Raw genomic sequence first — 12614 nt, 5'->3', positions numbered from 1 at the left:
CGGATTTCTCGACGATACGCTTACGCGGCTGACGTACCAGCTGGTTGATAGTTGCCATCTACTAGCTCCACTGTTGTCTTGCGACGCTATTGTCTTGCAAGAAAAGCAAAATGGCAGGAACGAATTCCCGCCAAATTTAGGGGTACAAGAGTCTAAAGAGGATCTTGCCCCCAGTCAAGGCAAGGCCCCGACCTCCCCTCTCATCGAACCGGGGCATTACTGCCTCGATCCGACGAATGGGGGCTGCCAGGGCCCAGACTTATTTATCGCAGAACTCAGTTACCGCTTGAGTTCAGCGCTTCGGTCAGTGCAGCTTCCACTTCACTGGCGCTTACGCGCAGCGGCTTGTCAGCATCACGGCGGCGCTTGCGCTCGCTGTGGTAAGCCAAACCGGTACCAGCCGGGATCAAACGACCCACAACCACGTTTTCTTTCAGGCCGCGCAGGTAGTCGCGCTTGCCGGTTACCGCTGCTTCGGTCAGTACGCGAGTGGTCTCCTGGAAGGAGGCCGCCGAGATGAACGACTCAGTGGACAACGACGCCTTGGTGATACCCAGCAGCACGCGAGTGAACTTGGAAACGAATTTCTCGTCGTTCGCCAGGCGCTCGTTTTCTACCAGTACGTGAGTCAGTTCCATCTGGTCGCCCTTGATGAAACTGGAATCGCCGGATTCAGCGATTTCAACTTTACGCAGCATCTGACGCAGGATGGTCTCGATGTGCTTATCGTTGATCTTCACGCCTTGCAGACGGTAAACGTCCTGGATCTCGTTCACGATGTACTTGGCCAGCGCACTCACACCCAGCAGACGCAGGATGTCGTGTGGATCGCTCGGGCCGTCGGAGATAACTTCGCCGCGGTTTACCTGTTCGCCTTCGAAGACGTTCAGGTGACGCCACTTCGGAATCAGCTCTTCATACGGATCGCTACCGTCGTTCGGGGTAATGACCAGACGGCGCTTGCCCTTGGTCTCTTTACCGAACGCGATGGTGCCGCTGACTTCAGCCAGAATCGACGCTTCTTTCGGACGACGAGCTTCGAACAAGTCGGCAACACGCGGCAGACCACCGGTGATGTCTCGAGTTTTCGAAGTTTCTTGCGGGATACGCGCGATAACATCACCGATCGCGATCTTCGCACCATCCGCTACACCGACCAGGGCGTTGGCTGGCAGGAAGTACTGAGCGATTACGTCAGTGCCTGGCAGCAACAAGTCCTTGCCGTTGTCATCGACCATCTTCACGGCAGGACGGATGTCTTTACCGGCAGCTGGACGATCTTTCGCGTCGAGTACTTCAATGTTGGTCATACCGGTCAATTCGTCAGTCTGACGCTTGATCGTGATGCCTTCTTCCATGCCCACGTAGGTCACGGTACCTTTCATTTCGGTAACGATTGGGTGAGTGTGCGGATCCCACTTGGCCACGATTGCGCCAGCGTCGACCTTGTCACCTTCTTTAACCGAAATCACAGCACCGTACGGCAGCTTGTAACGCTCACGCTCACGACCGTAGTCGTCAGCGATTGCCAGCTCACCGGAACGGGACACAGCAACCAGGTGGCCATCCACTCGCTCAACGTGCTTCAGGTTGTGCAGACGGACGGTACCGCCATTCTTCACCTGAACGCTGTCAGCTGCGGAGGTCCGGCTTGCCGCACCACCGATGTGGAACGTACGCATGGTCAGCTGGGTACCTGGCTCACCGATGGACTGGGCAGCGATAACGCCGACCGCTTCACCGATGTTCACCTGGTGACCACGAGCCAAGTCACGGCCGTAGCACTTGGCGCAAATGCCGTAGCGGGTTTCGCAGCTGATCGGCGAGCGAACGATCACTTCGTCGATGCTGTTGAGTTCGATGAACTCGACCCACTTCTCGTCCACCAGAGTACCGGCAGGAACGATGATTTCTTCGGTGCCTGGCTTGAATACGTCACGGGCGATCACTCGACCCAGTACGCGCTCACCCAACGGCTCTACAACGTCACCGCCTTCAATGTGCGGAGTCATCAGCAGGCCGTGCTCGGTACCGCAGTCGATCTCGGTTACAACCAGATCTTGTGCAACGTCTACCAGACGACGAGTCAGGTAACCGGAGTTAGCGGTTTTCAACGCGGTATCCGCAAGACCCTTACGAGCACCGTGAGTGGAGATGAAGTACTGAAGTACGCTCAAACCTTCACGGAAGTTCGCAGTAATCGGCGTTTCGATGATGGAACCGTCCGGCTTGGCCATCAGGCCACGCATACCGGCGAGCTGACGGATCTGCGCAGCAGAACCCCGTGCGCCCGAGTCGGCCATCATGTACATCGAGTTGAAGGACTCTTGATCGACTTCCACGCCGTGACGGTCGATAACCTTCTCTTTCGAGAGGTTGGCCATCATCGCCTTGGAAACTTCGTCGTTCGCCTTCGACCAAAGGTCGATTACCTTGTTGTACTTCTCGCCCTGGGTTACCAGGCCGGAAGCGTACTGGCTTTCGATCTCTTTCACTTCATCGGTAGCAGCACCGATGATCTGGGCTTTTTCATCCGGGATAACGAAGTCGTTAACACCGATGGAAACGCCGGAAATGGTCGAATAAGCAAAACCGGTGTACATCAACTGGTCAGCGAAGATCACGGTCTCTTTCAAACCAACCACGCGGTAGCACTGGTTGATCAGCTTGGAGATCGCCTTTTTCTTCATCGGCAGGTTGACGACGTCGTACGACAGACCTTTTGGCACAACTTGATACAGCAGCGCACGGCCGACGGTGGTGTCGACAATACGGGTGCCGCTCACGCTGCCGCCATCACGGTCGTTGACGGTTTCGTTGATCCGCACCTTGACCTTGGCGTGCAGTGCGGCTTCGCCGGCACGGAACACACGGTCAACTTCCTGCAGGTCAGCGAAGACACGACCTTCGCCCTTGGCGTTGATCGCTTCACGGGTCATGTAGTACAGACCCAATACAACGTCCTGCGACGGAACGATGATTGGCTCACCGTTGGCTGGCGACAGAATGTTGTTGGTCGACATCATCAACGCACGCGCTTCCAACTGGGCTTCCAGTGTCAGCGGTACGTGCACGGCCATTTGGTCGCCGTCGAAGTCGGCGTTGTACGCAGCACAGACCAGAGGGTGCAGCTGGATAGCCTTACCTTCGATCAGTACCGGTTCAAACGCCTGGATACCCAGACGGTGAAGGGTCGGTGCACGGTTGAGGAGAACCGGGTGTTCGCGGATCACTTCAGCGAGAACGTCCCAAACCTCTGGCAGTTCGCGCTCGACCATTTTCTTGGCGGCTTTGATGGTGGTCGCGAGACCGCGCATTTCCAGCTTGCCGAAGATGAATGGCTTGAACAGCTCAAGTGCCATCTTCTTAGGCAGACCGCACTGGTGCAGACGCAGGGTCGGGCCTACGGTAATTACCGAACGACCGGAGTAGTCAACACGCTTACCGAGCAAGTTCTGACGGAAACGACCTTGCTTACCCTTGATCATGTCAGCCAGGGATTTCAGAGGACGCTTGTTCGAACCTGTGATAGCGCGGCCACGACGACCGTTGTCGAGCAAGGCGTCGACAGCTTCTTGCAACATACGCTTTTCGTTGCGCACGATGATGTCCGGAGCGGACAGATCAAGCAGGCGCTTCAAGCGGTTGTTACGGTTGATCACACGGCGGTACAGGTCGTTGAGGTCGGACGTCGCGAAACGACCACCGTCCAACGGTACCAGCGGACGCAGGTCTGGCGGCAGAACCGGCAGAACGGTCAGCACCATCCACTCTGGCAAGTTGCCGGAACCCTGGAAGGCTTCCATCAACTTCAGACGCTTGGACAGCTTCTTGATCTTGGTTTCGGAGTTGGTTTGCGGAATTTCTTCGCGCAGACGGCCAATCTCGTGCTCCAGGTCGATAGCGTGCAGCAGCTCGCGGACAGCTTCGGCACCCATGCGGGCATCGAAATCGTCGCCGAACTCTTCCAGCGCTTCGAAGTACTGCTCGTCGTTCAGCAGCTGACCTTTCTCAAGGGTAGTCATGCCTGGATCGATAACGACATAGCTCTCGAAGTAGAGAACGCGTTCGATATCACGCAGGGTCATGTCCATCAGCAAGCCGATACGGGACGGCAGCGATTTCAGGAACCAGATGTGGGCAACCGGCGAAGCCAGTTCGATGTGCGCCATGCGCTCACGACGAACTTTAGCCAGCGCAACTTCAACGCCGCACTTCTCGCAGATCACACCACGGTGCTTCAAGCGCTTGTACTTACCGCACAGGCACTCGTAATCCTTTACCGGGCCAAAGATCTTGGCGCAGAACAGGCCGTCACGCTCAGGTTTGAACGTACGGTAGTTGATGGTTTCCGGCTTTTTAACTTCACCGAACGACCACGAACGGATCATCTCAGGCGATGCCAATCCAATACGGATGGCGTCGAACTCTTCGACTTGACCCTGGTTTTTCAGCAAATTCAGTAGGTCTTTCAAGGCCTTTCCTCCTGGCGGAGCAGAGAGCGGGCTAAACAGCCCCGCTCTCGATTCGCGTCACGTGTTATTCGGTTTCCAGATCGATATCGATGCCGAGGGAACGAATTTCTTTGATCAACACGTTGAAGGACTCGGGCATGCCCGGCTCCATACGGTGATCGCCGTCCACGATGTTTTTGTACATCTTGGTCCGACCGTTCACATCGTCCGACTTCACTGTGAGCATTTCTTGCAGAGTGTAAGCAGCACCGTATGCTTCCAGTGCCCAGACCTCCATCTCCCCGAAACGCTGACCACCGAACTGAGCCTTACCACCCAGCGGCTGCTGGGTAACCAGGCTGTACGAACCGGTAGAACGAGCGTGCATCTTGTCGTCTACCAAGTGGTTCAGCTTCAGCATGTACATGTAGCCAACAGTAACCGGGCGCTCGAACTTGTTGCCGGTACGGCCGTCGAACAGCTGCATCTGGCCGCTTTCTGGCAGGTCTGCCAGTTTCAGCATGGCCTTGATTTCGCTTTCCTTGGCACCGTCGAATACCGGGGTAGCCATTGGAACGCCGCCGCGCAGGTTCTTCGCCAGATCCAGGATTTCCTGGTCGGAGAAGGTGTCCAGCTCTTCGTTGCGACCGCCGATCTCGTTGTAGATCTCGTGCAGGAACTTACGCAGGTCAGCGACCTTGCGTTGCTCTTCGATCATACGGTTGATCTTCTCGCCCAGACCCTTGGCCGCGAGGCCCAGGTGGGTTTCAAGGATCTGACCAACGTTCATACGCGAAGGTACGCCCAACGGGTTGAGGACGACGTCGACCGGGGTGCCATTGGCATCGTGCGGCATGTCTTCAACCGGCATGATCACGGAGACCACACCTTTGTTACCGTGACGACCGGCCATCTTGTCGCCCGGCTGGATGCGGCGACGGATTGCCAGGTAAACCTTGACGATTTTCAGCACGCCTGGAGCCAGGTCATCGCCCTGCTGCAGTTTGCGCTTCTTGTCTTCGAACTTGTCGTCCAGCAGACGGCGGCGATCAACGATGTAGGCCTGGGCCTTCTCGAGCTGCTCGTTCAGAGCATCTTCAGCCATGCGCAGTTTGAACCACTGGCCGTGCTCAAGACCGTCGAGGATTTCGTCGGTGATGTCCTGACCTTTCTTCAGGCCTGCGCCGCCTTCAGCCTTGTGGCCTACCAGAGCGGAACGCAGACGTTCGAAGGTCGCGCCTTCAACGATACGGAACTCTTCGTTCAGATCCTTGCGGATCTCGTCGAGCTGGGTCTTCTCGATGGACAGTGCACGAGCATCACGCTCAACGCCGTCACGGGTGAAGACCTGTACGTCGATGACAGTACCTTTGGTGCCAGTCGGCACGCGCAGGGAGGTGTCTTTAACGTCGCTGGCTTTTTCACCGAAGATGGCACGCAGCAGTTTTTCTTCCGGAGTCAGTTGGGTCTCGCCTTTCGGAGTGACCTTACCGACCAGGATGTCGCCTGCGCCTACTTCAGCACCTACGTAAACGATACCGGCTTCGTCCAGCTTGTTCAGTGCAGCTTCACCCACGTTCGGGATGTCTGCAGTGATTTCCTCAGGCCCAAGCTTGGTGTCACGTGCCACACAGGTCAGTTCCTGGATGTGGATCGTGGTGAAGCGGTCTTCTTGAACCACACGCTCGGACAGGCAGATGGAGTCTTCGAAGTTGAAGCCGTTCCATGCCATGAACGCGATGCGCATGTTCTGACCCAGAGCCAGCTCACCCATATCGGTGGACGGGCCGTCGGCCATGATGTCGCTACGCTGAACGCGATCACCCTTGCTCACCAGCGGACGCTGGTTGATGCAGGTGTTCTGGTTCGAGCGGGTGTATTTGGTCAGGTTGTAGATGTCGACACCGGCTTCGCCAGTTTCAACTTCGTCGTCGGCAACACGAACCACGATACGGCTGGCATCAACGGAATCGATCACGCCGCCACGACGAGCCACGACGCAAACGCCGGAGTCACGGGCTACGTTACGCTCCATGCCGGTACCTACCAGCGGCTTGTCAGCGCGCAGGGTCGGTACAGCTTGACGCTGCATGTTGGAACCCATCAACGCACGGTTGGCGTCATCGTGTTCCAGGAACGGGATCAGCGACGCAGCAACCGAAACTACCTGCTTCGGCGATACGTCCATCAAGGTGACGTCTTCCGGCGCCTTGACGGTGAACTCGTTCAAGTGACGAACAGCTACCAGCTCGTCGACCAGCACTTTCTTGTCGTTCATCGTGGCCGAAGCCTGAGCGATCACGTGATCAGCTTCTTCGATGGCGGACAGGAACACGATCTCGTCGGTAACCAGGGCGTCTTTCACCACACGGTACGGGCTCTCGAGGAAGCCGTACTGGTTGGTCCGCGCATAGGCAGCCAGGGAGTTGATCAGGCCGATGTTCGGACCTTCCGGCGTTTCGATCGGGCAAACACGACCGTAGTGCGTCGGGTGTACGTCACGAACTTCAAAGCCAGCACGCTCACGGGTCAGACCGCCCGGGCCCAGTGCAGAAACGCGGCGCTTGTGGGTGATTTCCGAGAGCGGGTTGTTCTGGTCCATGAACTGCGAGAGCTGGCTGGAACCGAAGAACTCTTTCACCGCCGCAGCCACTGGCTTGGCGTTGATCAGGTCTTGCGGCATCAGGCCTTCGCTTTCAGCCATCGACAGACGCTCTTTGACCGCACGCTCAACACGTACCAGGCCAACGCGGAACTGGTTTTCGGCCATCTCGCCTACGCAGCGAACACGACGGTTACCCAGGTGGTCGATGTCATCGACGATGCCTTTACCGTTACGGATGTCGACCAGGGTCTTCAATACCGCGACGATATCTTCCTTGCACAGCACGCCCGAACCTTCGATCTCGGTACGACCGATACGACGGTTGAACTTCATCCGGCCGACCGCAGACAGGTCATAGCGCTCAGGGCTGAAGAACAGGTTGTTGAACAAGGTCTCGGCAGCGTCTTTGGTTGGCGGCTCGCCAGGACGCATCATGCGATAGATCTCGACCAGCGCTTCCAATTGGTTGCTGGTGGAGTCGATCTTCAGCGTGTCGGAGACGAACGGACCGCAGTCGATATCGTTGGTGTACAGGGTCTCGATGCGAACAACCTGGGCCTTGGCGATTTTCGCCAGGATCTCGGTGTTCAGCTCGGTGTTGCACTCAGCCAGGATTTCGCCTGTGGCCGGGTGAACGATAACCTTGGCGGTGGTGCGACCCAGGACGTAGTCCAGAGGCACTTCCAGCTCTTTGATACCGGCTTTTTCGATCTGGTTGATGTGGCGCGCAGTAATACGACGGCCAGCCTCAACAATCACCTTGCCGTTTTCATCCTGGATGTCCAGGACGGCAATTTCACCACGCAGACGCGAAGCGATCAGCTCCAGCTTGAGGGTTTCATCCTTCAGGCTGAATACGTTGGTGGTGTAGAAAGCGTCCAGCACTTGCTCAGTGGTATAACCGAGCGCGCGCAGCAGTACCGAGGCCGGCAGCTTGCGACGACGGTCGATACGCACGAACACGCAGTCTTTCGGGTCGAACTCGAAGTCCAACCACGAACCGCGGTACGGAATGATCCGCGCGGAGTACAGGAGTTTACCGGAGCTGTGCGTCTTGCCGCGGTCGTGGTCGAAGAACACGCCCGGGGAACGGTGCAGCTGGGAAACGATTACACGCTCGGTACCGTTGATTACGAAGGTACCGTTTTCAGTCATCAGTGGGATTTCGCCCATGTAGACTTCTTGCTCTTTGATGTCCTTGATCGCTTTGTTCGACGATTCTTTGTCGAAAATGATCAGACGGACTTTTACCCGCAAAGGTACGGCGTACGTAACACCGCGCAACACGCATTCTTTGACATCAAATGCCGGTTCGCCCAGGCGATAACCCACGTACTCCAGCGCAGCATTGCCGGAGTAGCTGATGATCGGGAAAACGGATTTGAAGGCCGCATGCAGGCCCACGTCGCGGAACTGATCTTTGGTCGCTCCCGCCTGCAAGAATTCACGATACGAATCCAGCTGGATAGCCAGAAGGTACGGGACATCCATGACGTCCGGCAACTTGCTAAAGTCCTTGCGGATACGTTTTTTCTCAGTATATGAGTAAGCCATCAGCGTTCCCCAGCTTGGTCACCTGCTTGTTTGGCCCCTCCGACGGGAGCAGCCAGAAAATCTTGCAAACCCCTTGGTTTGCACCACCGCTTCGGGTGGCTACAGCGCGTTAATGGCGGCGACCTAGTCGGCAGCCAAGAACGGAAAAAGGCCGGTGGCAAGAGCCACCAGCCATCAGCCTTCAGCTTAACGCTTGGGCTGGAGACGCAAGGTCGATGCTTACTTCAGCTCGACTTTAGCGCCTGCTTCTTCCAGAGTAGCTTTGGCTTTGTCAGCAGCGTCTTTCGACACAGCTTCCAGAACCACGGCAGGAGCGCCGTCAACTACAGCCTTGGCTTCTTTCAGGCCCAGACCGGTCAGTTCACGTACTGCCTTGATCACGTTTACTTTCTTCTCGCCAGCTTCGGTCAGCATGACGTTGAATTCGGTTTGCTCTTCAACAACGGCAGCAGCAGCAGCTGGGCCAGCGGAAGCAGCGGCAGCGGAAACGCCGAATTTTTCTTCGAAAGCTTTGATCAGCTCAACAACCTGCAGAACCGACATTTCAGCTACGGCGTTGAGGATATCGTCTTGGGAGATAGACATTGCTGTATTTCCTGAATTGGGGGACGGCCTACACGGCCATCGAAATAAACAAAAATACGCGAGAGAAGTCGTTCAGCCTTAGGCTGCGGCGGCTTCTTTTTGCTCGCGAACTGCGGCCAGAGTACGAGCCAGCTTGCTGGTAGCGCCTTGAATCACGCTCATCAGCTGCGAAATGGCTTCGTCGCGGGTCGGCAGTGTTGCCAGTACGTCGATTTGGTTAGCTGCGAGGAACTTGCCCTCGAACGCAGCTGCCTTGATCTCGAACTTATCCTGACTCTTGGCGAATTCCTTGAACAAACGGGCAGCAGCGCCTGGATGATCTTTGGAGAACGCGATCAGAGTCGGGCCAGTGAACACGTCGTTGAGAACACTGTATTCAGTGTCAGCAACAGCGCGCTTGAGCAGAGTGTTACGTACAACACGTACGTAAACGCCAGCTTCACGAGCCTCTTTACGGAGTCCGGTCATAGCGCCTACTGTCACACCACGGGCATCAGCCACGACAGCGGACAGAGCAGCTTTGGCAGCCTCGTTGACTTCAGCGACGATGGCCTTCTTGTCTTCGAGATTAATTGCCACGGGTTTAACTCCTGCTTGTTACCGTTTCATCTGGCCGGAGCCGGATGTCGTTTTGGTGTCTGATTCGGTAAGGAACCGGGAGCACCATCTGCGTAGGCTTGATGGTTTAAGACTTGCGTCGCCTACGGTCTTGGATAGCCCCCGCCAGGCAGGGACCCCAATTTTTTCAATTGGCGCGATCGCTCGCGCCAATTTGTGTCTTATACGTCCAGCGAGCCTTGGTCGATGACCAGACCTGGGCCCATAGTGGTGCTCAGGGTAACGCGCTTGACGTAGATACCTTTCGAGGAAGCTGGCTTGATACGCTTCAGATCAGCGATCAGGGCTTCAACGTTTTCCTTCAGCTTGACGGCGTCGAAGCCGACTTTGCCAACGGAGGTGTGGATGATGCCGTTTTTGTCGGTGCGATAACGAACCTGACCAGCCTTGGCGTTTTTAACCGCGGTAGCTACGTCTGGAGTTACGGTGCCGACTTTAGGGTTAGGCATCAGGCCGCGTGGGCCGAGGATCTGACCCAACTGACCTACAACGCGCATTGCATCCGGGGAAGCAATAACGACGTCATAGTTCAGGTCGCCGCCTTTCATTTCGGCAGCCAGGTCGTCCATGCCAACGCGATCAGCGCCGGCGGCCAGAGCAGCTTCAGCTGCCGGGCCCTGGGTGAAGACAGCTACACGTACAGTCTTGCCAGTACCGTGTGGCAGCACAGTAGCGCTACGAACGACCTGGTCGGATTTACGTGGGTCAACACCCAGGTTTACAGCAACGTCAACAGACTCGCTGAACTTGACAGTCGACAGCTCGGCCAGCAGGGCAGCAGCGTCTACAAAGTTGTAGGACTTGCCTGCTTCGATTTTGCCGGCGATAGCCTTTTGGCGCTTGGTCAGCTTAGCCATTACACACCCTCCACGTTAAGGCCCATGCTACGAGCAGAACCGGCGATGGTACGCACGGCTGCATCCATATCAGCTGCAGTCAGATCCGCGTTTTTGGTTTTCGCGATTTCTTCCAGCTGAGCACGAGTTACAGTGCCGACTTTAACGGTGTTAGGACGAGCGGAACCGCTAGTCAGACCAGCAGCTTTCTTCAACAGAACCGAAGCCGGGGTCGACTTGGTTTCGAAGGTGAAGCTACGGTCGCTGTATACAGTGATGATCACTGGAGTCGGCAGACCTGGCTCAATACCCTGAGTACGGGCGTTGAAGGCCTTGCAGAATTCCATGATGTTCACGCCGTGCTGACCCAGAGCTGGGCCGACGGGTGGGCTTGGGTTGGCCTGAGCGGCCTTCACTTGCAGCTTGATGTAAGCGGTAATCTTCTTGGCCATGAGGCACTCCAATTACGGGTTCAAGCGCCTCGAAAGGCTCCCCGGTTACTTGCGCGTTTATCCCAGTGACGACAAAACCCCACAGCCTAAGGCTGCGGGGTTGGGATGCTTGTTCAGCTAGACCTTCTCGACCTGGCTGAATTCCAACTCTACCGGAGTAGAGCGACCGAAAATGAGCACCGCCACTTGGATCCGGCTCTTTTCGTAGTTAACTTCTTCGACAGTACCGTTGAAATCAGCAAACGGACCATCTGTGACACGAACAACCTCACCCGGCTCGAACAACGTCTTCGGCTTAGGCTTGTCGCTACCATCAGCAACACGACGCAGAATTGCTTCCGCCTCTTTATCGGTGATCGGAGCAGGCTTATCAGCGGTTCCGCCAATGAAACCCATGACACGAGGGGTATCCTTGACTAAGTGCCAAGTACCTTCATTCATGTCCATCTGAACCAGCACGTAGCCAGGGAAGAACTTGCGTTCGCTTTTGCGCTTCTGGCCATTCCGCATTTCAACCACTTCTTCAGTGGGAACCAGAATTTCGCCGAAGCCTTCTTCCATGCCTGCCAGCTTTACGCGCTCCTGCAAAGAGCGCATAACATGCTTCTCGTAACCCGAGTAAGCATGCACAACGTACCAACGCTTAGCCACGGGACACCCTTAGCCAACAATCAAGGAAACAAGCCAGCCGAGCAGGGAATCGAGACCCCACAACAGCAACGCCATAACCAGAACAACAGCCACGACAATCAATGTGGTCTGCGTGGTTTCTTGGCGAGTCGGCCAAACGACTTTACGTATTTCGGTGCGAGCTTCCTTTACCAGGACCGCGAAAGACTTGCCTTTGGCAGTCTGCAGGCCTACAAAGGCAGCTACAGCAGCAAGGGCAAGCAAAGCGAGTACGCGGTACAGGATCGGCGAAGCAGAATAGTACTGATTGCCAACAACGCCTACGACCACCAAGGCAACTACAGCGAGCCACTTGACCAGATCGAAACGAGAGCTTTGAGCTTCAGCCTTAGGAGTCATCTATGAAGATCCTGTGAAAAGAAAGCCAGACACACCACGTGAATCTGGCAGGTCAGGAGGGAATCGAACCCCCAACCTACGGTTTTGGAGACCGTCGCTCTGCCAATTGAGCTACTGACCTAAAACAAAATCAGGCCGACCATTATGCAGGCCTGAAAAAGACTTTACAACAACCAACCCCAACAGACTTGAAACCACCTGACACAAGCGCCAGAAAAAACAGAATCAAGCCGAGGCAGCTGTTAAAACAAAGGCAGATATTTTCATATCTGCCTTGTTATATGGAGCTCTTGAGCGGATTTGAACCGCTGACCTCACCCTTACCAAGGGTGTGCTCTACCAACTGAGCTACAAGAGCGAAACACATTGCACAACCTGCAAACTTGGAGCGGGTAGCGGGAATCGAACCCGCATCATCAGCTTGGAAGGCTGAGGTTCTACCACTAAACTATACCCGCGGAGCTTGCAGCTCACGCTAAAA

Annotated in this window: 8 protein-coding genes and 3 tRNA genes; all 11 read right to left on the bottom strand. The window is 56.0% G+C overall.

Translation table 11 applies throughout. The annotated features are described in order from the left end of the window. Nucleotides 1–275 precede the first annotated feature (275 nt). A complete protein-coding gene (gene rpoC / locus DBR46_RS03770) occupies nt 276–4475 on the bottom strand; it encodes a DNA-directed RNA polymerase subunit beta' (RefSeq protein ID WP_017736671.1) in 4200 nt (1399 codons plus the stop codon). 64 nt (nt 4476–4539) lie between these two features. Further along, nucleotides 4540–8613: a DNA-directed RNA polymerase subunit beta gene (gene rpoB, locus DBR46_RS03765; RefSeq protein WP_026136778.1), complete on the bottom strand. Its 4074-nt coding sequence runs from the start codon at nt 8611–8613 to the stop codon at nt 4540–4542. Nucleotides 8614–8832: 219 nt separating this feature from the next. Beyond that, nucleotides 8833–9198, bottom strand: a complete 366-nt coding sequence (gene rplL, locus DBR46_RS03760; protein ID WP_017736673.1) for a 50S ribosomal protein L7/L12 — start codon at nt 9196–9198, stop codon at nt 8833–8835. Nucleotides 9199–9276: 78 nt separating this feature from the next. Then, complete coding sequence (gene rplJ, locus DBR46_RS03755) at nt 9277–9777, bottom strand: 50S ribosomal protein L10 (RefSeq protein WP_003232405.1); 501 nt, start codon at nt 9775–9777, stop codon at nt 9277–9279. Between the two features lie 200 nt (nt 9778–9977). After that, on the bottom strand, nt 9978–10673 hold the full coding sequence (rplA, locus tag DBR46_RS03750; protein WP_076964127.1) for a 50S ribosomal protein L1: 696 nt from the start codon (nt 10671–10673) through the stop codon (nt 9978–9980). Next, the gene (gene rplK / locus DBR46_RS03745; RefSeq protein ID WP_003210097.1) at nt 10673–11104 is read right to left on the bottom strand and encodes a 50S ribosomal protein L11; all 432 of its coding nucleotides are present in this window, start codon (nt 11102–11104) and stop codon (nt 10673–10675) included. Before rplK ends, rplA begins: the two co-directional genes overlap by 1 nt. Nucleotides 11105–11221: 117 nt before the next feature. Next, complete coding sequence (gene nusG / locus DBR46_RS03740) at nt 11222–11755, bottom strand: transcription termination/antitermination protein NusG (RefSeq protein WP_124525078.1); 534 nt, start codon at nt 11753–11755, stop codon at nt 11222–11224. A 9-nt stretch (nt 11756–11764) separates the two neighbouring features. After that, the gene (gene secE / locus DBR46_RS03735) at nt 11765–12133 is read right to left on the bottom strand and encodes a preprotein translocase subunit SecE (protein WP_003194658.1); all 369 of its coding nucleotides are present in this window, start codon (nt 12131–12133) and stop codon (nt 11765–11767) included. 45 nt (nt 12134–12178) lie between these two features. After that, nucleotides 12179–12254 (bottom strand) — tRNA-Trp (locus DBR46_RS03730). A gap of 161 nt (nt 12255–12415) precedes the next feature. After that, nucleotides 12416–12491: transfer RNA gene (locus DBR46_RS03725), tRNA-Thr, on the bottom strand. Between the two features lie 26 nt (nt 12492–12517). Continuing rightward, nucleotides 12518–12591, bottom strand: a tRNA-Gly gene (locus DBR46_RS03720). Nucleotides 12592–12614: the final 23 nt, after the last annotated feature.

Source organism: Pseudomonas sp. KBW05 (genome assembly GCF_003852405.1).
Classification (GTDB): domain Bacteria; phylum Pseudomonadota; class Gammaproteobacteria; order Pseudomonadales; family Pseudomonadaceae; genus Aquipseudomonas.
The sequence above is the reverse complement of the archived record's forward strand: the minus strand, read 5'-3'. Positions and strand labels throughout refer to the sequence as shown.